Annotated in this window: 22 protein-coding genes; 12 read left to right on the forward strand and 10 right to left on the reverse strand. The window is 69.5% G+C overall.

Annotated features, from left to right (window positions below; translation table 11 throughout):
* The 3 genes from trxB to rpmG all read left to right on the forward strand — a co-directional run.
* Positions 1-912, forward strand: a 912-nt coding sequence (gene trxB, locus ACTJKJ_RS23560) for a thioredoxin-disulfide reductase (protein ID WP_440822442.1), incomplete at its 5' end; no start/stop codon positions are given.
* Between the two features lie 240 nt (positions 913-1152).
* A complete protein-coding gene (rpmB, locus tag ACTJKJ_RS23565) occupies positions 1153-1386 on the forward strand; it encodes a 50S ribosomal protein L28 (protein WP_022979438.1) in 234 nt (77 codons plus the stop codon).
* Between the two features lie 22 nt (positions 1387-1408).
* Positions 1409-1579 carry a 50S ribosomal protein L33 gene (gene rpmG, locus ACTJKJ_RS23570; RefSeq protein WP_058934741.1) on the forward strand — a complete coding sequence of 57 codons (171 nt, stop codon included), beginning with the start codon at positions 1409-1411 and terminating at the stop codon, positions 1577-1579.
* A 119-nt stretch (positions 1580-1698) separates the two neighbouring features.
* Here the strand turns inward: rpmG and ACTJKJ_RS23575 are convergent, their stop codons facing one another.
* The 3 genes from ACTJKJ_RS23575 to ACTJKJ_RS23585 all read right to left on the reverse strand — a co-directional run bounded on the left by ACTJKJ_RS23575 (position 1699) and on the right by ACTJKJ_RS23585 (position 5118).
* Positions 1699-2217, reverse strand: coding sequence for a DUF3016 domain-containing protein (locus ACTJKJ_RS23575; RefSeq protein WP_297387642.1), 519 nt, complete (start codon positions 2215-2217; stop codon positions 1699-1701).
* A gap of 152 nt (positions 2218-2369) precedes the next feature.
* Positions 2370-3581 carry a DesA family fatty acid desaturase gene (locus tag ACTJKJ_RS23580; RefSeq protein ID WP_440822446.1) on the reverse strand — a complete coding sequence of 404 codons (1212 nt, stop codon included), beginning with the start codon at positions 3579-3581 and terminating at the stop codon, positions 2370-2372.
* A 268-nt stretch (positions 3582-3849) separates the two neighbouring features.
* Positions 3850-5118 (reverse strand): RsmB/NOP family class I SAM-dependent RNA methyltransferase, encoded by a 1269-nt coding sequence (locus ACTJKJ_RS23585; RefSeq protein ID WP_297387636.1) that lies wholly within the window; start codon positions 5116-5118, stop codon positions 3850-3852.
* A gap of 114 nt (positions 5119-5232) precedes the next feature.
* Here ACTJKJ_RS23585 and ACTJKJ_RS23590 point away from each other — a divergent pair, with 114 nt between their 5' ends.
* Both ACTJKJ_RS23590 and ACTJKJ_RS23595 read left to right on the forward strand, forming a co-directional pair.
* On the forward strand, positions 5233-5448 hold the full coding sequence (locus tag ACTJKJ_RS23590; RefSeq protein WP_254783396.1) for a DUF1653 domain-containing protein: 216 nt from the start codon (positions 5233-5235) through the stop codon (positions 5446-5448).
* A 14-nt stretch (positions 5449-5462) separates the two neighbouring features.
* Complete coding sequence (locus ACTJKJ_RS23595) at positions 5463-6113, forward strand: DUF1345 domain-containing protein (protein ID WP_183479018.1); 651 nt, start codon at positions 5463-5465, stop codon at positions 6111-6113.
* Between the two features lie 19 nt (positions 6114-6132).
* On the opposite strand, the gene purN is transcribed toward ACTJKJ_RS23595, so the two are convergent.
* A complete protein-coding gene (purN, locus tag ACTJKJ_RS23600; protein ID WP_440822449.1) occupies positions 6133-6771 on the reverse strand; it encodes a phosphoribosylglycinamide formyltransferase in 639 nt (212 codons plus the stop codon).
* Positions 6772-6924: 153 nt separating this feature from the next.
* Between purN and trpS the strand changes: the two genes are divergently transcribed.
* From trpS to ACTJKJ_RS23615, 3 genes are read left to right on the forward strand one after another with little or no spacing between them, the layout of a single operon-like run.
* Positions 6925-7941 carry a tryptophan--tRNA ligase gene (gene trpS / locus ACTJKJ_RS23605; protein WP_440822450.1) on the forward strand — a complete coding sequence of 339 codons (1017 nt, stop codon included), beginning with the start codon at positions 6925-6927 and terminating at the stop codon, positions 7939-7941.
* Positions 7942-7951: 10 nt separating this feature from the next.
* On the forward strand, positions 7952-8422 hold the full coding sequence (locus ACTJKJ_RS23610) for a DUF3717 domain-containing protein (protein ID WP_091725188.1): 471 nt from the start codon (positions 7952-7954) through the stop codon (positions 8420-8422).
* Entirely contained in the window at positions 8419-9852 is a 1434-nt protein-coding gene (locus tag ACTJKJ_RS23615) for an MATE family efflux transporter (RefSeq protein WP_440822452.1), read from the forward strand. The genes ACTJKJ_RS23610 and ACTJKJ_RS23615 overlap by 4 nt, the downstream gene beginning before the upstream one ends.
* Positions 9853-10103: 251 nt before the next feature.
* Here ACTJKJ_RS23615 and ACTJKJ_RS23620 read toward each other — a convergent pair whose 3' ends face one another.
* The 4 genes from ACTJKJ_RS23620 to ettA all read right to left on the reverse strand — a co-directional run bounded on the left by ACTJKJ_RS23620 (position 10104) and on the right by ettA (position 14852).
* The gene (locus ACTJKJ_RS23620; RefSeq protein WP_440822454.1) at positions 10104-11612 is read right to left on the reverse strand and encodes a HAMP domain-containing sensor histidine kinase; all 1509 of its coding nucleotides are present in this window, start codon (positions 11610-11612) and stop codon (positions 10104-10106) included.
* Positions 11613-12326 (reverse strand): response regulator, encoded by a 714-nt coding sequence (locus ACTJKJ_RS23625; RefSeq protein WP_091725180.1) that lies wholly within the window; start codon positions 12324-12326, stop codon positions 11613-11615.
* Positions 12327-12420: 94 nt separating this feature from the next.
* Complete coding sequence (locus tag ACTJKJ_RS23630) at positions 12421-12984, reverse strand: Spy/CpxP family protein refolding chaperone (protein WP_440822456.1); 564 nt, start codon at positions 12982-12984, stop codon at positions 12421-12423.
* Between the two features lie 203 nt (positions 12985-13187).
* A complete protein-coding gene (ettA, locus tag ACTJKJ_RS23635) occupies positions 13188-14852 on the reverse strand; it encodes an energy-dependent translational throttle protein EttA (protein ID WP_091724236.1) in 1665 nt (554 codons plus the stop codon).
* Positions 14853-15038: 186 nt separating this feature from the next.
* On the opposite strand from ettA, the gene ACTJKJ_RS23640 reads away from it, so the two are divergent.
* The gene (locus ACTJKJ_RS23640; protein WP_297387613.1) at positions 15039-16688 is read left to right on the forward strand and encodes an ABC transporter substrate-binding protein; all 1650 of its coding nucleotides are present in this window, start codon (positions 15039-15041) and stop codon (positions 16686-16688) included.
* 129 nt (positions 16689-16817) lie between these two features.
* Here the strand turns inward: ACTJKJ_RS23640 and ACTJKJ_RS23645 are convergent, their stop codons facing one another.
* Complete coding sequence (locus ACTJKJ_RS23645) at positions 16818-17525, reverse strand: winged helix-turn-helix domain-containing protein (RefSeq protein ID WP_440822459.1); 708 nt, start codon at positions 17523-17525, stop codon at positions 16818-16820.
* A gap of 422 nt (positions 17526-17947) precedes the next feature.
* Between ACTJKJ_RS23645 and ACTJKJ_RS23650 the strand changes: the two genes are divergently transcribed.
* Complete coding sequence (locus tag ACTJKJ_RS23650) at positions 17948-19507, forward strand: DEAD/DEAH box helicase (protein WP_440822461.1); 1560 nt, start codon at positions 17948-17950, stop codon at positions 19505-19507.
* A gap of 134 nt (positions 19508-19641) precedes the next feature.
* Positions 19642-21621, forward strand: a complete 1980-nt coding sequence (gene mnmC / locus ACTJKJ_RS23655) for an FAD-dependent 5-carboxymethylaminomethyl-2-thiouridine(34) oxidoreductase MnmC (RefSeq protein WP_440822463.1) — start codon at positions 19642-19644, stop codon at positions 21619-21621.
* A gap of 108 nt (positions 21622-21729) precedes the next feature.
* Here the strand turns inward: mnmC and ACTJKJ_RS23660 are convergent, their stop codons facing one another.
* Positions 21730-22233 (reverse strand): hypothetical protein, encoded by a 504-nt coding sequence (locus ACTJKJ_RS23660; RefSeq protein ID WP_440822465.1) that lies wholly within the window; start codon positions 22231-22233, stop codon positions 21730-21732.
* A 347-nt stretch (positions 22234-22580) separates the two neighbouring features.
* On the opposite strand from ACTJKJ_RS23660, the gene ACTJKJ_RS23665 reads away from it, so the two are divergent.
* Positions 22581-24131, forward strand: coding sequence for a methyl-accepting chemotaxis protein (locus ACTJKJ_RS23665; RefSeq protein WP_440822467.1), 1551 nt, complete (start codon positions 22581-22583; stop codon positions 24129-24131).
* The last annotated feature ends 17 nt before the right edge of the window (positions 24132-24148 follow it).

A 24148-nucleotide genomic window follows, 5' to 3' on the forward strand; every position in this document is an offset into this window, starting at 1 on the left:
CCCGCCGGCTACACCGCCGCCCTGTATGCGGCCCGCGCCAACCTCAAGCCGCTGCTGGTCACCGGCATGGCGCAAGGGGGTCAGTTGATGACCACCACCGAGGTCGACAACTGGCCCGCCGACGTGATGGGCGTGCAAGGCCCCGAGCTGATGCAGCGCTTCCAGCAGCATGCCGAGCGCTTCCAGACCGAGATCGTCTTCGACCACATCAACAGCGTCGACTTCTCCAAGCGCCCCTTCACGCTGACCGGCGACAGCGCCGTCTACACCGCCGACACGGTGATCCTGGCCACTGGCGCCTCGGCGCAGTACCTGGGCCTGCCGTCCGAGGAGTCCTTCATGGGCCGCGGCGTCAGCGCCTGTGCGACCTGCGACGGCTTCTTCTATCGCGAGCAGGAGGTCTGCGTGGTCGGCGGCGGCAACACCGCGGTCGAGGAAGCGCTGTACCTGTCCAACATCGCCAGCAAGGTCCACCTGATCCACCGCCGCGACAAGTTCCGCGCCGAGCCCATCCTGGTCGACAAGCTGATGGACAAGGTCCAGGCCGGCAAGATCGAGCTGCACCTGTTCCACACGCTGGACGAGGTGCTGGGCGACGCCAGCGGCGTCACCGGCGTGCGCATCAAGAGCACGCAGGGCGGCGCGACCACCGACGTCAAGCTGCAGGGCTGCTTCATCGCCATCGGCCACAAGCCCAACACCGACATCTTCGCCGGCCAGATCGAGATGAAGGACGGCTACATCCGCACGAAGAGCGGCCTGGAAGGCTTCGCGACGATGACCAGCGTGCCCGGCGTCTTCGCCGCCGGCGACGTGCAGGATCACGTCTACCGCCAGGCCATCACCAGCGCCGGCACCGGCTGCATGGCCGCACTCGACGCCCAGCGCTTCCTGGAGCAGGAAGCCCGCTGAGCACCGCGAGTCCGCGCGCCACTCAGGCGACACCCGCATTCCAGCCGGCCCGCTCTTCCGCGGGCCGGTCTGTTTCTGCTACACTCTCCGTTTTCCTGCGCCGACAACCTGTGAAGGATCTCGACGCGGGGAAGATGGGAAACCGCCACCCTATGGCGAGGTGAGGCCGCCGCCCGCGATCCGACAGCAAGGTCGGGACGATTGGGACGGTCGCCGGATGACAAGTATCGGAGTGTCCTCATGGCACGCGTCTGCGAAGTCACGGGCAAGAAGCCCATGGTCGGGAACAACGTTTCCCACGCCAACAACAAAACCAAGCGCCGGTTCCTGCCGAACCTGCAATACCGCCGTTTCTGGGTCGAAAGCGAAAACCGCTGGGTCCGTCTGCGCATCAGCAACGCCGCGCTGCGTCTGATCGACAAGAAGGGCATCGACGCCGTGCTGGCCGACCTGCGTGCCCGCGGTCAAGCCTAATCACTGAACCAGGAGCGACACCATGGCATCCAAAGGCGGACGCGAAAAGATCAAGCTGGAATCCACTGCCGGCACCGGTCATTTCTACACCACGAACAAGAACAAGAAGACCACGCCCGAAAAGCTGGAATTCATGAAGTTCGACCCCAAGGCGCGCAAGCACGTGCTGTACAAGGAAACCAAGCTGAAGTGATTCAGCGTGAGAGGACTGCGACAGCACCGCCCTCACCTTGAAGAAAACCCGCCAATCGGCGGGTTTTTTCATTCTGGAGCGCGGGCGACGCGCCGCCCAACTGGGCCGTCCCGCGCCGCTCAGGGCGTCACGCGCGCCAAGCGGTCCTTGCCCAGCAGATCCTTGGCCATCCAGTCGTCAATCATCTTCTTCTCGTAGCGCAGCGGCTCGGAGTCGAAGTAGCGGTTGCTTGCGTTCTGATAGTCCATGTCCTTGATGTCCGCCTTGCCGGACTTCAGGACCTTGCCGTTCTCGCTGAGCGTGTAGGTGAAGCTCATCCGGGGAATGGTGACGGTGCGAAGCACCCGCAGGCGGTCGACGCGGGCCGCCGGCTCCAATTCCCCGGCCAGGTCAATGTCGGTCACTTCAATCTTCAGTTGCTTGCCCGGCAATTCGCGGGCGGCCAGCGCCTTGAAGTGGTCCTCCAGTTGCTTCATTGCCGTGGTGCGATCCACGTAGTTGAAGCCGATGTCCGAAAAATTCTCCGGCTTGATGAAACTCACCTCCGCCTGCGCCTGGGCCACCGATGCCATCGCCCCAAAACTCAGGGTCATCAGGCTGACCAGCGCGATGCGCTTGAACGGGATTGCGGCAGTCATGTCAGTCTCCTTGTGTGAGGGTCCCGACAAATTATGGGCGCCCCAATGAAAAAAGGCGCCCGGTAAGGGCGCCCTTTGCATTCCTTCATCCGTCGCCCGGTGACAGCCATCACCGAGACGGCCTCACCGCACGCGACAGGCGTATCCGTCGATCAGGCGCGCACTGCGCGCAGCCCCATCGCGAAGGCCTTGAGTTCGGCGATACCGCTTTCCTCGGCCTTGCGGCACCACGCCTGAAGGTCATGCACCAGTTGCTCGGCCGACACGTTCGTGCGAGTCCACAGCTGACGCAGTTCCTCGCGCATGGTCACCAGCTTGTCGAGCACCGGGCTGGCGGCGCGAGCGCCATCCAACTGTGCCTGGAAGACCGCCGGGATCTTCTCGGCATCACGATGCAGCCAGCGCTTGGCCAGCTTGAACTGGTGGAACTTGACGCTGTGCTGCTCACCCGCTGCCTTGAGCTTGGCCAGCTCGTCCTTGCAGGCGCCGCGCAGGCCGCGGGCATAACGCGCCATCACCTCATAGCGATTGGCGATGATGGCTTCCAGCGTGTCCTTGTCCGCGACGGCCTTGATCTCGCCCGTCTTCATCTGCGGCGCGGTCTTGCGGACCTTCGCCCAACCGATCATCTCCATCGCGCGGATGTAGCCCCAGCCGATGTCGAATTCGAACGGCTTGACCGAGAACTTGGCCGACGTGGGATACGTGTGGTGGTTGTTGTGCAACTCCTCGCCACCGATGATCAGGCCCCACGGGGAGACATTGGTCGACGCATCGGTCGCCTCGAAATTGCGATAACCCCAGTAGTGGCCGGCGCCGTTGATCACGCCAGCGGCCCAGAACGGGATCCAGACCATCTGGACGGCCCACACCGCCATACCGACCACACCGAACAGCGCCAGGTCGATGATCATCATCAGGGACACGCCCCAGACCGAGCGCCCGCTGTAGACATGGCGCTCCATCCAGTCGTCCGGCACGCCATGGCTGAACTTCTTGATGGTTTCTTCGTTCTTGGCCTCGGTGCGGTACAGCTCGGCGCCTCGGGTCATCACGGTCTTGATGCCGCGGGTGACCGGGCTATGGGGGTCTTCGTCGGTTTCGCACTTGGCGTGGTGCTTGCGGTGGATCGCCACCCACTCGCGGGTGACCATGCCCGTGGTCAGCCACAGCCAGAAGCGGAAGAAGTGGGAGGGGATCGGCCCCAGGTCGAGCGCGCGGTGCGCCTGGGCGCGGTGCAGGAAGATCGTCACCCCGGCGATGGTGATGTGCGTCACCACCAGCGTGAAGACCACGATCTGCCACCAGCTGGCGCCGGTGAAGCCGTCGATCATCCAGTTGAGGACGGCATCGTGCACAGACATCAATACGTTCATTCGGTCCTAACCCTGCTCGCGAGGAGCCAGTTGTCCACAGGAAGCCACGATTGTAGGCGAGGCCCTCTAGAAATCGCCCAAATCAGACCGGCTTTCCCGCCTGCTTTTGACGCACCAGGGTTGGAATGGCCTGACTTCGTGATCCATCGAACGAACCCCGCAGGCCCTCGAACGCCAGCGATCCGGTTCGCAGCGCGGTCCGTCAGGTGATTAGTTCGTTATAAGAATTGCACGGCGCCAGCCGGGCCTGTTCGCCTTACTTCTTGCGTTCCCAGACGGCCGCGAAGAAACCGTCGCTGTGATGGCGGTGCGGCCACAAGCGCAGGTAACCGTTGTCGGACAGCGCCATGGCCTGCTCGGCGTCGACCTGCGCATGGGCCAGAACCTCCTGGGCCGGCTGCAGCGTGAAATCGGGATGGGCTTCGGAGAAGACCTGGGCGACGGCCTCGTTCTCGGCATCCAGCAGCGAGCAGGTCGCATAGACCAGTCGGCCGCCCGGCTTGAGCAGGCGGGCGGCGCTGTTCAGGATCGCCACCTGCTTGGCATGCAGTTCCTTGACGCTGTCGGGCGACTGGCGCCACTTCAGGTCGGGATTGCGGCGCAAGGTGCCCAGGCCCGAGCACGGCGCGTCCACCAGCACCCGGTCGATCTTGCCGGCCAGGCGCTTGATCCGGTCGTCGCGCTCATTGCTGATCTGGACCGGGTAGACATTGGACAGCCCGCTGCGCGCCAGCCGGGGCTTGAGCTTGTCCAGCCGGTGTCCGGACACGTCGAACGCATACAGCCGGCCGGTGTTGCGCATCGCGGCGCCCAGCGCGAGTGTCTTGCCGCCGGCGCCGGCGCAGAAGTCGACCACCATCTCGCCCCGCTTGGCCTCGGTCAGCAGCGACAGCAACTGGCTGCCCTCGTCCTGGACCTCGACCTGGCCGCTGGTGAAGACGTCCAGCTTCTGCAGCGCGGGCTTGCCGTCCAGGCGCAGACCCCAGGGCGAATACGGCGTCGGCGTCGAATTGAAGCCCTTGTCCTTCAGCGCCGCCTGCACCTCTTCGCGCTTGGCCTTGAGCAGGTTCACGCGCAGGTCCAGCGGCGCGGCCGCGTTGACGGCGTCGGCCAGCTGCCAGAACTGCTCGTCGCCCAGGCGCGCCTTCAGCGGCTCGACCAGCCAGTCGGGCAGGTTGTGGCGCAGCTTCTCGGGCAGCTTGGCGCGGTCGATGGACCCCACCTGCTTGAGCCACTGCTGCTCCTCGTCCTTGAGCGCACCACGCAGGAACGCTTCGTTGCCGGCCCAGGCGAGGATCGCCAGGCGCCGCGCCATCGGACCGCGGCCGGACTGGGCCAGGTGCTGCAGCAGCGGGCGCTGGCGCAGCACGGCGTAGGCGGTTTCGGCGATGGTGTGGCGCTCGCGCTGGCCGAGGGCCTTGTTGGCGCGGAAGAAGTCGGAGACCAGGGCGTCGGCCGGCTTGTCGAACAGCAGCAGGCTGTCCACCAGTTCGGCGCAGAGTTCAAGAAGGGCATTAGGATGCATCGCCGGATTATCCCCGAGCCTTCCCGCATGAGCGACGCCCCGCCCTCCCCCCACCCCAGCGCCGCGCCCGCCGCGCTCCCCTCCAGCCACGGCGCCGGCGACCCGCTCGCCCCGCTGCCCGAGGCGCCGCCCGGGCGCTACCGCCATTACAAGGGCGGCGAGTACGAAGTCCGCGGCGTCGTGCGCCACAGCGAAACGCTGGAGCCGCTGGTGCTCTACCGCCCGCTGTACGGCGACTCGGGCCTCTGGGTCCGCCCCCACGCGATGTTCTTCGGCAGCGTCGAGGTGGACGGCCGCGCCGTGCCCCGCTTCGCCCGGATCGGCGACTGAGGCCCTCTCCCGCCATGCCGCTACTGCACCAGATCCAGCGCCGACCGCGCCTGCTGATCGGCGCGGCGACGGGTGCGTTGCTGGCAGCCTCCTGGCCGATGGAGCTGGCCTGGCACACCCGCCTGCTGCTGGGCTGGAGCGCCGGCGTCTGGACCTACCTGCTGCTGATCGGCTGGCGGATGTTCCACACCGACGCCGAAGACGTCGAGGAGCAGGCCCGCGCCGTCGCCGACAGCGTGCCGACGGTGCTGGCGCTGGCCATCCTCGGCGGCGCCGCGAGCATGGCGGCGATCGCGCTGGAGCTTGCCCAGGTCAAGGAAGCCGGCCTGCTGAAAGCCTGGCCGCACCTCCTGGTGGCGTCGGCGACGCTGACCGGCTCCTGGCTGCTGCTGCCGGTCGAGTTCGGACTGGCCTACGCCTCGCTCTTCCATTGCGGACCCAAGGCGCCGCACGGGCTGGAGTTCCCCGGCGACGAAGAGGCGCCCGACTACATCGACTTCCTCTACTTCGCCGCGACGGTGGCGGCGACCTCGCAGACCTCGGACGTCGTCGTGAGTTCGCGGCCGATCCGGCGGCTCGTGCTGGTGCAGGCGGTACAGGCCTTCGTGTTCAATACCGTCGTGCTGGCGCTGACGATCAACTTCCTGGCCGGCATGCTGGGCTGAGCGCCCGGCCGGCCCGGCCTCAGCTGAACATCTGCGGCTCGCCGCCGGCGTGGCGCACGCGGGCGCCCTCGACGGCCAACTGGCCTTCGACGAACCAGCGCACCGCGCTCGGATACATGCGGTGCTCGAGCCGCAGCACCCGGGCCGCCAGCGCCGCCTCGTCGTCACCGTCCAGCACCGGCGCCACCGCCTGCGCGACGATCGGCCCGTGGTCCAGCTCCGCGGTCACGAAGTGGACCGTCGCGCCGGCCACGCGGCAGCCGGCCTCGATGGCGCGCTGGTGCGTGTGCAGACCCGGGAAGGCCGGCAGCAGCGAGGGATGGATGTTGAGCAGGCGCCCCGCGTAGTGGGCGGTGAAGCCCGGCGTCAGGATGCGCATGAAGCCGGCCAGCACGATCAGGTCGGGGCTGAAGCCGTCGATGACGCGCTGCAGCTCGGCGTCGAACGCGACGCGCGCGGCGTCGCCCTTGCCGAAGGCCTTGTGGTCGACGACCGCGGTGGGCACGCCATGCGCCTGCGCGAACGCCAGCCCGGCGGCGTCCGGCCGGTTGCTGATCACCGCGGCGATGCGCGCCGGCCATCCGCCGGCGGCGCAGGCCTGCACGATGGCCTCCATGTTGGAGCCGCGGCCGGAGATCAGGATCACGATGTGCTTCATGGGCCGGCAGTGTAGCCAAGGGCATGGGCATGACCGGCCGTCGCGCGGGCCATGCCTCCCTACAATCGCCCTCCCGCCGCTCGCCCGGACGGCCGCCCGCCCCGCCTCGCGGTGCGACCGTCTCGCGCCGCGGCCACCGCCCAGCCCGCCGCCATGACCGACCATCCGCCTCCCCTCCCGCGCCAGCGCGTGCTCTCCGGCATGCGCCCCACCGGCGCGTTGCACCTCGGCCATTACCACGGCGCCCTGAAGAACTGGGTGCGGCTGCAGGCGGCCTACGACTGCTTCTTCTTCGTCGCCGACTGGCATGCGCTGACCACCCATTACCAGCACCGGGAAGGCCTGGAGCAGAGCGTCTACGACATGGTCGTGGACTGGCTGGCCGCCGGCATCGACCCGGCCCAGGCGACGCTGTTCATCCAGAGCCGCATGCCCGAGCACGCCGAGCTGTTCACGCTGCTGGCGATGAGCACCCCATCGAGCTGGCTCGAGCGCATGCCCAGCTACAAGGAGCTGGTGGCGGAAAACCGCGAGCTGGCCACCTATGGCTTCCTCGGTTATCCGCTGCTGCAGGCGGCGGACATCCTGATCTACAGGGCGGCCTTCGTGCCGGTCGGCGAGGACCAGGCGCCGCACGTCGAGGTGACGCGCGAGGTCGCGCGGCGTTTCAACCACCTCTACCGCCAGCAGGCGGCGCCGCTGTTCCCCGAGCCGCAGGCGCTGCTGACCGAGACCTCGCGCCTGCCCGGCCTGGACGGCCGCAAGATGAGCAAGACCCACGGCAACGCGATCGCGATGCGCGACGCGCCGGAGGTCGTCGCGGAGAAGGTGCGCACGATGCAGACCGACCCGCAGCGGGTGCGCCGCGGCGATCCCGGCGAGCCCGAGCGCTGCCCGGTCTGGGCCTTGCACAAGGTCTATGCCGACAGCGACACCCGCGCCTGGGTGGAGTCCGGCTGCCGCAGCGCGGGCATCGGCTGCCTGGACTGCAAGCAGCCGCTGATCGAGGCGATCCACGACGAGCAGGCGCCGTGGCGCGAGCGCGCCGACGAGCTGCTGGCCGACCCGAAGAAGGTGCACTGGATCGTCGAGGTCGGCACGGAACGTGCCCGTGCAGTGGCGCGCAAGACGCTGCGCGAGGTGCGCGGCGCGATGGGCATCGACTATTGAGATGGCTGAGATGGCTGGCATCCACATCACCGACATCGAATCCGCCATCAACTGGTGGCGCCAGCGCGCGCCGGGCGACGGCGTGTCGCTGGGCCCCGAGCTGCGCGCCCTGGCCGAGGTCTACGCGCTGATGGTCTTCCACCACGAAACCGAGTGCGACGAGGACTCGATGCCCGCCCCGGCGCTCGGCGCCTGGATGCGCTGGTACGACACGACGCCGGACGCACCCTGCATCGCGATCTGCTCGACCAGCCAGGGCGACGAACTCTGCAAGGGCTGCGGCCGCAGCTTCGACGAGGTCCAGAACTGGCCGGTGTTCACGCCGGGCGAGAAGCGCGCGACCTGGCGGCGGATCACGCTCGAGGGCACGGCCTGGCGCTTCAACCGCTATGCGGAGCGGGCCATCGAGCGGCGCGGCGACGCGACGCCGCCGGATCCGGGTGCGACGGAGCAGGACGCGGCCGGCGGGGAGTCCGTTTGACCGACACCGCGGACGCCGACCACGCCGCGAACGCCGGCGCACGGGCAGTGCTGGGCGGACGCCTCCAGAGCCTGCGCCAGATCCTGCCGCTGGCCTGGCCCGTGTTCATCGGCCAACTGGCGGTGCTCGCCTACTCCACGATCGACACGCTGCTGGTGGCGCGGCATTCCGCGATCGACCTGGCGGCGCTGGCGGTGGGCTCGGCGGTCTACACCTCGGTGTTCGTCGGGCTGATGGGCGTGGTGCTGGCGATCTCGCCGGTGGCGGGGCAGCTGTTCGGCGCCAGGCGCATGACCGAGGCCGGCGACAGCCTGCATCAGGCCGCCTGGCTGGCGCTCGCGCTGACGGTCGTGGGCGAGTTGATCCTCTGGTTCCCGCAGCCCTTCCTGGCGATCTCGCAGGTGAGCCCGGAGATCGCCGTCAAGGTGCGGGACTACCTGCGCATGCTGGGCATCGCGCTGCCGGCCGCGCTGCTGTTCACGGCCTATCGCGGCTTCAACACGGCGGTGTCGCGGCCCAAGGCGGTGATGGCGCTGCAGATCGGCGGGCTGCTGCTGAAATTCCCGGCCAGCGCGCTGCTGATCGCTGGCTTCTCGGTCGGACCGCTGCAGGTGCCGCCGCTGGGGGCGGTGGGCTGCGCGATCGCGACGGCGATCGTGATGTGGAGCCAGCTGCTGATCGCGCTCGTCGTGCTCAAGCGCGACCCGTTCTATGCGCCGTTCGGGTTCGCCGGGACGGGGCTGCACCGGCCGCGCCGGGCGACGCTGGTCCGCCTGGTCAAGCTCGGCGTGCCGATGGGCGCCTCGGTGCTGATCGAGGTCACCGGCTTCACCTTCATGGCGATCTTCATCGCGCGGTTGGGCACGACGCCGGTGGCCGGCCATCAGCTCTGCGCGAACCTGGTGGCGATGATGTTCATGCTGCCGCTGGCGCAGGCCAACGCCTGCAGCACGCTGGTGGCCCAGGCGCTGGGGGCCCGCGACTACGCGGCCGCGCGGCGGCTCGGCTGGCATGGGTTGGAGATCGCGCTGGCCATCGCCTTCGTGCTGGGCGGGGTCATCTTCGCGCTGCGGGAGCAGGTGCTGGGGCTCTACACCAGCGATGCGGCCATCGTCGCCGCGGCACTGCCGCTGCTGGGCTGGCTGTGGCTGTTCCACGTGTCGGACGCCGGACAGACGGTCGCGGCCTTCGTGCTGCGCGCGCATCACATCGCGACCGCGCCGATGCTGATCTATGCGTTCGCGATCTGGGGGCTCGGACTGGGCGGGGGCTACTGGCTCGCCTTCGGGGAGCATGAGGTCGAGTTGCCGGCCGTCATGCAGGGCGCGCGTGGGTTCTGGAGCGCGGCGTCGGTCGGGTTGGCGGCGGCCGCGCTGGGATTGAGCGTGCTGCTGGCACTCGTGCATCGGCGGGAAGTCAGAGAGGCTTGAACTTCCCGGAGCGGGCTGCGTGGATCGACTGAGATCCTGCGACGAGCCCCCTCACCCCCGCCCTCTCCCCCTCTGGGGGCGAGGGAGTAAGCCCCAATGAAACTCCCTCTCCCCGCTCCCCCTCTGGGGGCGAGGGAGTGAGCAGTGGCGTTGGGCGCTGAGGGAGAAGGAGCCCACGCACCCAATGGAACTCCCTCTCCCCGCTTGCGGGGAGAGGGTGGGGGTGAGGGGTCTTCGCCCCCCACGAGCGCTCAGTTCAGCGGCAGCGTGATCACGAAGCAGCTGCCGCCGCCCTCCCGGGCGTCGCAGCGCACCGTACCCTGGTGGGCGGTGGCGATCTGCTTGACGAGGTTCAGCCCCAGGCCCACGCCGCCGGACACCTCGGCATGGCCAGGCAGGCGGAAGAAGGCCTCGAAGATCCGCTCGCGCATCGGCTCAGGCACGCCCGGGCCACGGTCGCACACCTGCAGCTCGATGCGGTCCTGGCCGGCGCGACGCACCTTCAGCTCGACCACCGGGCCGCCGTAGCGGCGCGCGTTCTCCAGCAGGTTGCGCAGCGCGCGACGCAACAGGCGATCGTCGCCCCGGAGCGTCAACTGGCCCAGGCCCTCCTCGACCTCCAGCTCGGCGCCGCCCTGCGCGGCCGATTCGGCGGCGATCGCGAGCAGGTCCACCGGCTCGAGCCGCAGCGACTGCGCGCCGCCCTCCAGGCGGCTGGCGAGCAGCACTTCCTCGACCAGCGCATCCAGTTCGGCGATGTTGGTGTTGATCTCCTGGCCGAGCCGCGCCCGCTGCGCCGGCGAGGCGTCGTCCAGCATCGAGAACGCCATCTTCAGCCGCGCCAGCGGCGAGCGCAGCTCGTGGCTGGCGTTGGCCAGCAGGCTCTTGTGGGAACGCAGCAGCGTCTCGATCTGCTCGGCCGCCCGGTTGAAGCTGGTGGCCAGCGCCGCGACCTCGTCCTTGCCGTTGTCCTGCACGCGGAAGCTCAGGTCCCCGGAGCCGAACTGCTCGACGCCCGACTTCAGTGATTCGAGCCGCCGCGTGAGCCGGCGCACGACCGGGTACGCGCCGCCGGCCACCGCCAGGAACAGCACCGCGAGCAACACCGCCAGCGCCTCTCCGCTCGGGCGCGGCACCCAGCCCGGCACCCAGGAGGCCGCGTTTTCCTCGCGGCGCTGCTGCTCGAGCCGGTCCAGCATGCGCTGGCGCATCTGGTCCATCTCGGTCCGGCCTTCCCGGCGCCCGGGATCACGCGGCTCGGGCGGCGGACCGTCGACGAAGGGATCACGACGCTCGCGGAAGACGCGGCGGGGTCCGCTCGCGGCGCGCGCCTCGGCCTCGAGCTTGTCCTGCCCCATCGGACCGGACGCGCCGGGCGGACGCGCCAGGCGCAGGAACAGCAGGTGACGGCCGTCATCCAGCGGCACACGCTGCACCCGCGAGCCGGGCAGGTCCTCGCGGCGCTCGAACAGCGGCGAGGCGCCGATGCGGCGCCCGCGCGCATCCTCCAGCGCCAGGGCCATGCGCAGGCGCTGGCCCCAGTCCTCGACGGCATCGGCCTGTTCGTCGACGGAGGCGGTCGACGGCGGCAAGGCGCGCTGCACCAGCACCGCGAGCGCCACCAGCCGCTCGGAGGCCGCCTGCTCGAAGGTGCCGCGCTCCTGCTCGATGCGGCCCTGGAACAGCCAGGCCGAGCCCAGCGCGAAGGCCAGCAACACCACCACGACGGTGACGTAGATGCGGAGGTACAGCGCCTTCACTTACTCGAGGCCTTCGGCGTCCTGCTTGCGTGCGAACACGTAGCCGGCGCCGCGCACCGTCAGCACCCGTCTCGGGTTCTTGGGGTCGTCCTCGATCACCGAGCGGATGCGGGAGATGTGCACGTCGATCGAGCGGTCGAAGGCTTCCAGCGGATGGCCCTTGAGCGCGTCCATGATCTGGTCGCGGGACAGCACGCGACCCGGGCTCTGCGCCAGCACGACCAGCAGGTCGAACTGGTGGCTGGTCAGGTCGCAGGCATTGCCGTCCAGGCGCACCTGGCGCGCCGCGAGGTCGATCTCCAGCCGCCCGAAGCGCAGCACCTCGTCCCCCATCGCCTGCGGCTCGGTGCGGCGCAGCAGCGCCTTCACCCGGGCCTGCAGCTCGCGGGGCTCGAAGGGCTTGGGCAGGTAGTCGTCGGCACCGAGCTCCAGGCCCAGGATGCGGTCCATCGGCTCGCCGCGGGCCGACAGCATCAGCACCGGCAGGCGGCGCCAGCGCTTGTCACCGCGCAGTTGGCGGCAGAACTCGAGGCCATCGCCGTCGGGCAGCATCAGGTCCAGCACCAGCAGCTCGAACTGGCCGGCCTCCAGCTCCGAGCGCCCTTGCGCCAGCGAGCCGGCGAAGCTCACGTCGAAGCCGGCGCTGCTGAGGTAGTCGCCCAGCATCGCGGTGAGCCGGGCGTCGTCGTCGATCAGGAGCAGTCGTGGATTCATCGGGCGTTGCGAGGCGGCCACCGACCGGGCCGGATCGGCCAGGCCGCGCGCCGCGGACTCATCGAAAGACTGAAGCATAGCCGGCCTCTCGCGTTCAGCGTTCGGTGAAAGGCTGCGGCACCGGGTTGTCCGGATTCGCGCCCTGGCGGTCCTTCCGGTGCTGGCCGCGATCCTTCATGCGCTGCTTCATCTTCTCGCGCTGCTGCTTCTTGAGCTCGGCGATCTTGGCGCGCTGCTCAGGCGTGAGCACCCGCGACGCGTCGATCATCGCCAGCGTGAGGCGCTTGGAGGCGACCTCGTGCTGCGCGGCGATCTGCTGGCGCAGCTGCTCGACCGCGTTGGCATCGACGGTGGGCGCGGTGAACAGCGCTTCCATGCGCTCGTGCAGCTGCCGGCCGGTCTCGCGCTGGCCCTTCAGGTCGTTGCGGGCGGCTTCGAAGATCTGCTTGAGCTGGGCGCGCTGGGCGTCGGTGACCCCGGCTTCCTTCAGCAGGCGACCCTGCATCGCGAACCCGTCGAAGTCGTGGCCGCGATGCATCGCATGCGGAGGCGGCGGCATGTCGCCCGGGGCGGGTTGGGCCTGCGCCACCAGCGCGCCCAGGCCCAGGCTCGCGGCCAGCGCCAGCATCGTGAGGGGTCGGGTAATGCGTTTGACCATCTCGGAATCTCCAATTCGTTTGGGGGTGAGGAGATGGTCGGCGGCGCGCGTCAATCGCCCATGGGTGCGCCGTAAAGATTCGTGAAATGAATCGCCCCCAATGAAAAACGCCCGCGACGCCTCTTGAAATCGAGGCCTCGCGGGCGCCTGGCGCGATCCGCCCCAGAGGGCGCGGATCGGGGGGGGGTGGGAGGCCAGGCCGATCAGGTGATCGGCTTGAAACGCACGCGCTTGGGACGCGCGCCTTCCTCGCCCAGACGCTTCTTCTTGTCGGCTTCGTACTCGTGGAAGTTGCCGTCGAAGAAGAACCACTGCGAGTCGCCCTCGCAGGCCAGGATGTGGGTGCAGATGCGGTCCAGGAACCAGCGATCGTGCGAGATCACCATCGCCGAGCCGCCGAACTCCAGCAGCGCCTCTTCCAGCGCGCGCAGGGTTTCGACGTCCAGGTCGTTGGACGGTTCGTCCAGCATCAGCACGTTGCCGCCCTGGGCCAGGGTCTTGGCCAGGTGCAGGCGGCCGCGCTCGCCGCCGGAGAGCTGGCCGACCATCTTCTGCTGGTCGTTGCCCTTGAAGTTGAAGCGGCCGATGTAGGCGCGCGACGGCATCACGAACTTGCCCACGACGATGTTGTCCAGGCCGCCCGAAACGTCTTCCCACACCGTCTTGTTGGCATCCAGGCTCTGGCGGCTCTGGTCGACGAAGGCCAGCTTGGCCGTCTTGCCGATCTTGACCGTGCCGGAATCCGGCTGCTCGACGCCCTGGATCATGCGGAACAGCGTCGACTTGCCGGCGCCGTTGGGGCCGATGATGCCAACGATCGCGCCCGGCGGGACCTTGAACGACAGGTTGTCGATCAGCACGCGGTCGCCGAAGGACTTGGTCACGCCTTCGAACTCGATCACCTCATTGCCCAGGCGCTCGGCCACGGGGATGAAAATCTCGTTGGTCTCGTTGCGCTTCTGGTATTCGACGTCGCTCAGTTCCTCGAAGCGGGCCAGACGCGCCTTGCTCTTGGCCTGGCGGCCCTTGGCGTTCGAGCGCACCCACTTCAGTTCTTCCTTCATCGCCTTGGCGCGGGCGTCCTCGGACTTCTGCTCCTGCTCCAGGCGGCGTTCCTTCTGGTCCAGCCAGTCGGAGTAGTTGCCCTTCCAGGGGATGCCGTGGCCGCGGTCCAGTTCCAGGATCCACTCGGCGGCGTTGTCCAGGAAGTAGCGATCGTGGGTGATGGCCACCACGGTGCCGGGGAAGCGCTGCAGGAACTGCTCCAGCCACTCGACCGATTCGGCGTCCAGGTGGTTGGTCGGTTCGTCCAGCAGCAGCATGTCGGGCTTGGACAGCAGCAGGCGGCACAGCGCGACGCGGCGCTTCTCGCCGCCGGACAGCACGCCGATGTTGGCGTCCCAGGGCGGGAGGTTCAGCGCGTCGGCGGCCAGTTCCAATTGCAGGTCGGTGTTCTCGGAACCGGCGGCGGCGATGATGGCTTCCAGCTCGCCCTGCTCGGCGGCCAGCGCGTCGAAGTCGGCGTCCGGCTCGGCATAGGCGGCATAGACCTCGTCCAGGCGCTTCTTGGCGGCCAAAACCCCGCCGATACCTTCCTCGACCGCTTCGCGCACGGTCTGGTCGGGGTTGAGCTTGGGCTCCTGCTCCAGGTAGCCGATCTTGATGCCGGGCATCGGGATCGCCTCGCCCTCGATCTCCTTGTCGACGCCGGCCATGATCTTCAGCAGCGTGGACTTGCCCGAGCCGTTCAGGCCCAGCACGCCAATCTTGGCGCCCGGGAAGAAGGACAGCGAGATGTCCTTGAGGATGTGGCGTTTCGGGGGAACCGTCTTGTTGACGCGGTTCATCGAAAAGACGTATTGAGCCATGGCGATGGTTCTTCAGCGTTTCGTGGGTTGACCTGGGGGCCCCTCGGGCGCCGGGGATCGCGGGGCGATCCAGGGGCCGGGGCGTGCATGGGCGGTGGTGGCTCGCCCGGGCAATAGGCCGGCATTGTCGCAGCTTCCGCCCATGCCCCTAAACTCGACCGCCCTGCCCTTCCTGTTCGCACCGAGATGACCACCCTGCCGTTCCGTTCCATCTCCGTCCGTCCGCGCACGCCTCGCGCCACCACCGCCCGGGCCGCCCGCGCCGCGCTGGGCGCGCTGCCGCTGGCGCTGGCCCTGATCGCCGGCGGCGCGCAGGCCCAGACGCTGCGCTGGGCCAGCCAGGGCGACATGCAGACGGCCGATCCGCATTCGCAGAACGAGATCGTCACCAACGCGATGAACGGCCAGGTCTACGAGCGGCTGGTCTCGCGCGACCGCCAGCTCAACCTGGTGCCGGGTCTTGCCACCGAGTGGACCCAGCTCAAGCCGACGCTGTGGCGGCTCAAGCTGCGCCAGGGGGTGAAGTTCCACGACGGCTCGCCGTTCACCGCCGACGACGTCGTGTTCTCGATCAACCGGGCGAAGGACCCGTACTCGCAGATCAGCGTCTACGCGCAGGCCGTGGGCACGCCGCGCAAGATCGACGACTTCACCGTCGAATTCCAGCTCGACAAGGTCAACCCCATCTTCCTGCAGCACCTGGACACGCTGTTCATCATGAGCAAGCGCTGGTGCGAGCAGCACAACGTCGTCAAGCCGCAGAACTTCAAGGACAAGCAGGAGACCTACGCCGCGACGCATGCGAACGGCACCGGCCCCTACCAGATGACGGCGCGCGAACCCGGCATCCGCACCACCTTCAAGCGCAATCCGGCGTGGTGGGGCCAGTTCGACGGCAACGTGCAGGACGCCGTCTACACGCCGATCGCCAACGACGCGACGCGGCTGGCGGCGCTGGTCTCGGGCGAGATCGACTTCGTGCTGGATCCCTCGCCGCGCGACATCCCCAAGCTCAAGCAGACGCCGCAGGTGAAGGTCCAGGAAGGCCCGGAGAACCGCATCGTCTTCATCGGCATGGATCAGGCGCGCGACAAGCTGCTGTACGGGAAGGTGCCGGGCGACAAGAACCCGTTCAAGGACCTGCGGGTGCGCCAGGCGCTCTACCAGGCGGTGGACATCCAGACGCTGCGCACCAAGCTGATGAACGGCCTGAGCCTGCCCACCGGCGGGCTGACGCCCTCGCCGCTGGGCGCGTTCAACGACCCGCAGCTCGAGACCCGGCTGCCCTACGACCTGGCGGCGGCGCGCAAGCTGATGGCCGACGCCGGCTATGCCAACGGCTTCGAGGTCACGCTCGACTGCACCAACAACCGCTACATCAACGACGAACGCATCTGCCTGGCGCTGGCCTCGATGTGGTCGCAGCTCAAGGTGAAGGTGAAGGTCAATGCGCAGCCACGCGTGCTGATGTTCCCCAAGCTGGAGAAGCTGGACACCAGCCTCTACATGTATGGCTGGGGCGGCAGCATCACCGATGCCGAAGTCGCGATGACGCCGCTGATGCGCAACCGCGGCGAGAAGTCGGTGGGGCAGTACAACTTCGGCAACTGGACGGACGACAAGTTCGACCAGTTGGCCGCGCAGTCCAGCGAGGAAGCCGATCCGAAGAAACGCGAGGAGCTGATCAAGGCCGCGCTGCGGGAATTCCGGTCGCAGGTGCACCTGATCCCGCTGCACCGCCAGATGATCCCGTGGGCGACGCGCGCCAACGTGACGGTGGTCCATCGCCCGGACAACTGGTTCGAGCTGCGCTGGGCGTCGGTCGCCGCGAAGTAAGCGCCTGTCTTTCCCGCCCCCCGCCGCAGGCCACTGCCGTCTTCAGCCGCTCGGTCGAACACCCTCGCCCGCTTGCGGGAGAGGGAGGGGTGAGGGCCAGCGGCGATGGCAGTCCGCCCGCTTCTTCCTTCACCTCAACGGCGGATCAAACAGATACCCGATCCCCCGCACGGTCCGGATCAACGGCGAACTGGGGGCGTCGTGCAGCTTCTGCCGCAGCCGCGAGACCATCAGGTCCACGCTGCGCTCCAGCGCGGTGACGCCGTCGCCGCGCGCCAGATGCAGCAGTTCCTGCCGCTGCAGCACGCTGTGCGGTCGCTCCAGGAACGCGCGCAGCAGCTTGTATTCGCTCTGCGACAGCACCACGCAGAAGCCCCCCGGCCCGGTCAGGCGGCGGGTCATCGGCTCGAGCCTGAATCGCCCGAACATCAGCACCTCCGCCGCATCCCCTTCACGCGGCCGCAGCAAGGCCTTGATGCGCGCCTGCAACTCACGCGGCTCGCCGTCCTTGGCCAGCACCGCATCCGCGCCGCGCTCCAGCGCCAGCACCCGCTCCAGCGTGCTGTCCTGCTGCAGCAGCACGATCACCGGCAACCGCGAGCGCTGCCTCAAGCGCGTCAGCGCGCCCCAGCCGGCCTCCCGCGCGTCGCTCGGATCGATCAGGGCCAGGTCCACCGGCAGCAGCGGCACGCGGTCCAGCAGGGCCGGCTCGCTGCTGTCGGTGACGCGAAAGCCCCAGGCCCGCATCAGGCCGGCGAATCGCAGGCGCGCATGCGGGTCGGGGTCCAGCAGCAGCAAGTGGGTGCCGGCGGCAGGATCGGGAAACAAGGCGCTCATGGACAAGGGGACAAGTGGAAACACTGGCGCAAGACTATGCCGCCGCAACCCCGTCCGAAGGCCGATCAGCACGGACCTCGCGGCCCTTTTTACCCGCGGTTTACCGCGCCGAAACACGACTGCGGGCGCCGACATGCGCGGCTGAGCGACGGCTGTCACCGAGCTTGCGCGAAGCTGTCCGCGGCCCGTGTCGATCCCGTGAGCAACCCGTGCGGAACTTGCATCCTTCCCACTTCGGGCGGGACCCTTCCCCCGGTGGAGGGACACCCCTCGGCTACAATCCCGCCCATCACCGCGGCTCAGTCTTGCCGCGGTTTTCATTTCTGAGCTCACGCTCTCCCACGGCAGCCGAAGACTGGCGCCAGGCCTCACCGGCCGGCGTGCTGCACACAAAGCCCGTCCGGGCACGAACAAAGCAGCTTATGAGTTTTGACGCACTGGGGCTCTCCCAGCCCCTGCTCCGCGCGATCGCCGATGCCGGCTACTCGACCCCCACCCCCATCCAGAGCCAGGCGATTCCCGCCGTCCTGACCGGCGGCGACCTGATGGCCGGCGCCCAGACCGGCACCGGCAAGACCGCCGGCTTCACCCTCCCCGTGCTCGAGCGCCTGTCCGCCGGCAAGCCGGTGCGCGACGCCAAGGGCCGCATCGCCATCCGCGCGCTGGTGCTGACGCCGACGCGCGAACTGGCCGCGCAGGTCGAGGAAAGCGTGCGCACCTACGGCAAGTACCTGCCGCTGACCAGCATGGTGATGTTTGGCGGCGTCGGCATGCAGCCGCAGATCGACAAGCTGCGCAAGGGCGTGGACATCCTGGTGGCGACGCCGGGCCGCCTGCTGGACCACGCGCAGCAAGGCACGCTGGACCTGTCCAAGGTCGAGATCCTGGTCCTGGACGAAGCCGACCGCATGCTGGACATGGGCTTCATCCACGACATCAAGAAGGTGCTGGCGCTGCTGCCGGCCAAGAAGCAGAGCCTGCTGTTCTCGGCGACCTTCAGCGACGAGATCAAGGCGCTGGCCGACCGCCTGCTGGACAACCCGGGCCTGATCGAGGTCGCGCGCCGCAACGCGACGGCCGACACGATCGCGCAGCGCATCCATCCGGTCGACCGCGACAAGAAGAAGGAACTGCTGGCCCACCTGATCACCAAGCACGACTGGCATCAGGTGCTGGTGTTCACGCGGATGAAGCACGGCGCCAACCGCCTGGCCGAGTTCCTGGACAAGCAGGGCATCACCGCGATGGCGATCCACGGCAACAAGAGCCAGGGCGCCCGCACCAAGGCGCTGTCGGAGTTCAAGAGCGGCGACCTGAAGGTGCTGGTGGCGACCGACATCGCCGCGCGCGGCATCGACATCGACCAGTTGCCGCACGTCATCAACTACGAGCTGCCCAACGTCGCCGAGGACTACGTGCACCGCATCGGCCGCACCGGCCGCGCGGGCGCGCAGGGCGAGGCGCTGTCGCTGGTGTGCGTCGACGAGGAAGGTTTCCTGCGCGACATCCAGAAGCTGATCAAACGCGAGATCCCGCGTGAGGTGGTCCCCGGCTTCGAGCCGGACCCGAACGCCAAGGCCGAACCGATCGTGATGGGCCGCATGGTCCTCAACGGCGGCGTGGGCAAGTCCTTGGGGTCGCCGCGTCCGGCCGGCGGCGGCGGTGGCCGTCGTGGCGGCGGCGGCAATGGCGGTCGTCCGCAAGGCCAGGGTCGGCCGCAGGGCGGCGGCCAGGGCGGTCGTCCGGCGCAGGGCGCGCAAGGCGGCCAGCGCAGCGGTGGCTCGGGCAGCGGCCAGGGCCAGCAGCGCCAGGGTCACGGCCAAGGCGGCCAAGGTGGCCAAGGACAAGGCCAGCGCGCCTCGTCGGGCCAGAACGCCGGCGGCCAGCGCCACGGTCAAGGCCAGGGCCAGGGCAGCCGTCATGGCAGCCAGGGCAACCGCCCGGCCGGCGCGGCGCTGACGCGCCCGAAGTCGACCTCCTGATCGGCCTTCAGCCGGCAGACCACGGCGCCGTCATCGGCGCCGTTTTCTTTTCCGCCGTCATCGGCGCCGTTTTCGTTTCCGCTGCCACCGGCGGCTGCGCCCGCCCGGCTTGGGCATACTCGCGGCCACTCCCCATGAAGACCGCGCCCATCGTCCCCGCCCGCGTCGACTTCTCCGGCGCCGTGCCCCATGCGCCGGACTTCGGCGACCTCTACCACGCCCCCTTCGGCGCCTTCGAGCAGGCGCGGCAGGTCTTCCTGGCCGGCAATGGCCTGCCCGGCCGCTGGGCCGGCCGCACGCGCTTCGTCGTGCTGGAGACCGGCTTCGGCCTGGGCAACAACTTCCTGGCGACCTGGGCCGCATGGCGTGAGGATCCCTCGCGCTGCGAGCGCCTGGTCTTCCTCAGCCTCGAGAAGCACCCGCTGACCCGCGAGGACCTGGCGCGCGCCCATGCCGCTTCGCCGGCGCCCGAGCTGGCCGCGCAGCTGATCGAGGCCTGGCCGCCGCTCACGCCCAACCTGCACGTGCTCGATTTCGAGGACGGCCGGGTGCGGCTGATGCTGGCGCTGGGCGACGCGCGCGAATGGATGCCGGAGCTGGTGGCGTCGGTCGACGCGTTTTTCCTGGACGGCTTCGCGCCGGCGAAGAACCCCGAGTTGTGGGACGACGCCGTGCTGCGCCAGACCGGCCGGCTGGCCGCGCCCGACGCCACGGCCGCGACCTGGAGCGTGGCGCGACCGGTGCGCGACGGACTCACGGCCGCGGGTTTCCAGGTCGAGAAGCGGCCCGGCACCGGCGGCAAATGGGCGACGACCGTCGCGAGCTTCGCGCCGCGCCACCGCGCGCCGGCGCCACCCGGCCGCGCCGCGCCGCATCCTGCGCCGCGCGACGTGGTGATCGTCGGCGCCGGCCTGGCGGGCGCGGCCTGCGCCCGGGTGCTGACGCGGGAAGGCCTGCGGGTGACGGTGCTCGAGGCCGGTCCCACGCCGGCCGGCCAGGCCTCCGGCAATCCGGGCGGGCTCTTCCACGGGACGATCCACGCCGACGATGGGGTGCACGCGCGCTTCAACCGGGCCGCGGCCCTGGCCACCGAGCGCGAACTGCGCCGGATCGCCCCCGCCCTGCCCTGGCTGCAATGGGGACTGCTGCGGGTCGAGCGCGCGCCGCAAGCGCTCGACGAGATGCGCGAGCTGCTCGTGCGCAGCGGCCTGCCGGAGGCATACATCCAGGCGCTCGACGCCGACGCCGCCGCGGCCCTGGCCAAGCTGCCCCTGGGCCGGCCCGCCTGGCACTTTCCAGGCGGAGGCGCGGTGTCGCCGCCGGCGCTCGCGGCGGCCTGGCTCGCCGAGGCGGCGGGCCGTCCCGGTTTCTCGCTGCGCCTGGGCGCCGTCGTGGCGGGCCTGCGGCGCGACGACGCCAGCGATCGCTGGATCGCGCTGGGGGCGGATGGGGCGACGCTGGCGACCGCCGACGCGGTCGTGCTCTGCGGCGGCACCGCCAATGCCGCGCTGATGGCGGAGTGGTCGGCCGGCCCGGCGTGGCCGTGGATCTCGCAGCGCGGGCAGTTGAGCACCCTGCCGGCGGATCGCTCGCCATGCGCGCTTGCCCTGCCGGTGGCCGGGCTCGGTTACGCCTTGAGCCTGCCCGACGGCACGATGTGCTTCGGCGCCAGCGCCGATGCCAACGACCCCGAGCCCCAGCTTCGCGCCGCGGATCAGGCGCAGAACCTGGCGCGCCTGGCCGAGCTGCTGCCCGGTGCCTTGAGCGACGCGCCGACACCACCCTCACCCGCCATCGACGCGCGCAATGACGATCCACTGCCCCTTACTGGCCGCGTGGGCTGGCGCAGCCTGGTGCCTGACCGGCTGCCGATCGTCGGTGCCGTGCCGACGCAAGCGCCCGCGCAGCGCGCCGAGCAGGTGCGCTTCTGGCCGCGGCATCGCGGGCTGATGGTGCTGGGCGCGCTGGGCTCGCGCGGCATCACCTCGGCGACGCTGTGCGCGGAGCTCATCGCCGCGCAGCTCACCGGCGCGCCGTGGCCGATGGAGGCCAGTCTGGCCGAGGCCGTCGACCCCGCGCGCTTCGGCGCGAAGCAGCGTAGAAGCAGCAGCTGAAGCAGCAGCTGGAGCAGCGGCTGAAGCAGCGGCTGAAGCGGGTCACGGCCGGCTTGGCGTTCGGCCACGGTCACGTCGGCAGCTCGGCCGGGTCGCGGGGTCACGGCGTCACGGCCGGGTCGGCAATTCGGCCGGCTCCGCCGCCACGGCGGCCACGGCCTCGCGGCCACGCGAGAAGGACGAAAAGTGCGGCGACATGACGGTCACGAAGGCCGCCGCCGCGGTGATCGCGCTGAGCCCGATCCCCAACCCCCACTTGATGGCACTCGCCACCGTCTGATGCATTTCCGCGCGCAGTCCGCCGATCGAGTCCTTGATCTCGGCGCGCAACGCGCCCACCTCGTGCTTCAACTCGCCGCGAAGCGCGCCGATCTCCTGCTTCACCTCGCTGCGCAGGTCGCCGATCTCCTGCTTCATCTCGCTGCGCAGGGCGCCGATCTCGTGCTTCATCTCGCTGCGCAGCGCCCCGACCTCCTGCGCCAGCTGTTCCCGTGTCGCCAGCGTGGGCAGCACCGTGTCCATCCGCGTCTTCAAGGCCTGGACCTGGATCGCCAGCTCCACCGTGCCGCCACCGCTGCGATCGCCTCGCAGCCCACTGTCGATTCCTTGCATTGCCTTCTCCAGCTTCGATGACGAGTCCTGCTCGTCCCAGGCGACGACTCTGCCACCGGACGCGGCCGTCGACTTGCCAACCTTGGGGGAGCCGACGGGGGAGTGAGATCCCTCTTGCGGAGGATCAAGCGGGCACGACCGCGCGGTGGCTCGGATCGGACGGGGCGGCAGCCCGCGCCCGGGCGTGACGGATGACGCATCGCAGACGCAGACGCCGGGCCGCGTCGCCGCCGTCATTCAAGTTCCGGGCGCCGGCGTCGATATGGAGCGGAAACGCCGTCAAAGGCGTCCCGCGCCCGCCAGGGCGCGGGTCCATCAACGCACATCGACATCTCTGGGGGACATCCATGATTCATCTCGTCGCCGGCCGATCGATCGGCCAGCGGCTCGGCGTGGTGCTGGGCCTGGTACTGCTGATCGCCTTCGTGGGCTCGGGCCTGAGCTACCTGGCGCTGGGCCGCGTGGCCGCCGAGACCGACGTGATGCTCAACCAGGACCTGGCCGCCGAGCGCGTCGCCTCCGACTGGTACCGCAACATCACCAACGGCGTGAACCGCACCAGCGCGATCGCCGTCAGCGCCGACCCCAGCCTCGCCCAGTTCTTCGCCGCGACCTCGGCCGAGTCGACCCGGCAGTCGGGCGAGCTGCAGAAGCGGCTCGACGGCTACATGGTCACGCCGGACGAGCGCCGGATGTTCGACACGCTCAGCGAGGCCCGCAAGGGCTACCTGAGTTCGCGCGACGCGGTGGCCGCCAGCAAGAAGAGCGGCGACGCCGAGAAGGCACGCGAGGTCTTCGACCGCGACTTCCAGCCCGCCGCGGCCCGGTTCCAGGAAGCGATCCAGGCCATCGTGCAGCACAAGCGCAGCCTGCTGGACGAGGCCGCCCTGCAGCTCGACGCAACCAACCGCCGCGCGCGCACGGCGCTGCTGGTGTTCTCGCTGGTCGCGCTGGGCCTGGGCGCCTGGTTCGCGGTCGCGCTGACGCGCTCCATCACGCGCCCGCTGCAGGGCGCGGCCGAGGTCGCCGACGCCATCGCCCACTTCAACCTGACCCGGCCAGTGCCGGCCGGCGGCCGTGACGAGACCGGCAAGCTGCTGGGCTCGCTGGGCGGCATGCAGGCGCAGCTGCTCAAGCTGATCGGCGACGTGCGCGGCTCCGCCGAGAGCATCGGCACCGCCAGCGCCGAGATCGCCACCGGCAACCACGACCTGAGCGCGCGCACCGAGCAGACCGCCTCCAACCTGCAGGAAGTCGCGGCCTCGATGACGCAGCTGACCGGCACCGTGCGCCAGACCGCGGATTCGGCGATGACGGCCAACCAGCTGTCGAGCTCGGCCGCGGAGACCGCGCAGCGCGGCGGCTCGGTGATGGGCCAGGTGGTGGCGACCATGGGCGAGATCAGCGAGAGCTCGCGCCGCATCGCCGACATCATCGGCACCATCGACGGCATCGCCTTCCAGACCAACATCCTGGCGCTGAACGCGGCGGTGGAAGCCGCCCGTGCCGGCGAGCAGGGCCGCGGCTTCGCGGTGGTCGCCAGCGAGGTGCGCTCGCTCGCGCAGCGCAGCGCCGAGGCCGCCAAGGAGATCAAGACGCTGATCGGCGCCAGCGTCGAGCGCGTGGAATCGGGCTCGCGCCTGGTCGAGGACGCCGGCGGCGCGATGACCGAGATCGTCGCCAGCGTGCAGCGCGTGGCCGACATCATCGGCGAGATCAGCGCCGCCTCGCGCGAGCAGAGCGACGGCATCCAGCAGGTCAACGCGGCCATCGGCCAGCTGGACCAGATGACGCAGCAGAACGCGGCGCTGGTGGAGGAGTCGGCCGCCGCGGCCGAGAGCCTCAAGGAGCAGTCGCAGCGGCTGGCCGCCGCGATCTCGGTGTTCCGCCTGCGCTGAGGCGGGCGGTCAGGCGC

Source organism: Roseateles sp. 22389, assembly GCF_052044995.1.
Taxonomy (GTDB): domain Bacteria; phylum Pseudomonadota; class Gammaproteobacteria; order Burkholderiales; family Burkholderiaceae_C; genus Roseateles.